The organism is Streptomyces griseus subsp. griseus (assembly GCF_000720255.1).
GTDB classification, from domain to species: Bacteria; Actinomycetota; Actinomycetes; order Streptomycetales; family Streptomycetaceae; genus Streptomyces; species Streptomyces griseus_I.
Window position 1 is genome coordinate 1 of the sequence record NZ_JOJE01000233.1, and the last position, 241, is coordinate 241.

Below are 241 nucleotides of genomic sequence, written 5' to 3' on the forward strand. Positions count from 1 at the left end.
CAGGGTGGTGGCCCGGGTTCCGGGCGGTGTGGCCAATGTGGCGGACATCTACCCGCTGGCGCCGCTCCAGGAGGGCATCCTCTTCCACCACCTGATGGGCGCGTCGTCGGGTGAGGACGCGTATGTGCTGCCGATGGTGCTTGGGTTCGATTCCCGGGCCCGGTTGGACGGGTTCGTCGCCGTGCTGCAAAAGGTCGTGGACCGGCACGACATTCTCCGCACGGCCGTGCTGTGGGAGGGG

General features: G+C 68.5%; 1 protein-coding gene. It reads left to right on the forward strand.

Features of this window, described 5'->3' with window-relative positions; genetic code table 11:
- Nucleotides 1–37 precede the first annotated feature (37 nt).
- Nucleotides 38–241 (forward strand): condensation domain-containing protein (locus IG99_RS43920; RefSeq protein ID WP_324606177.1); only part of this gene is annotated, 204 nt, incomplete at its 3' end.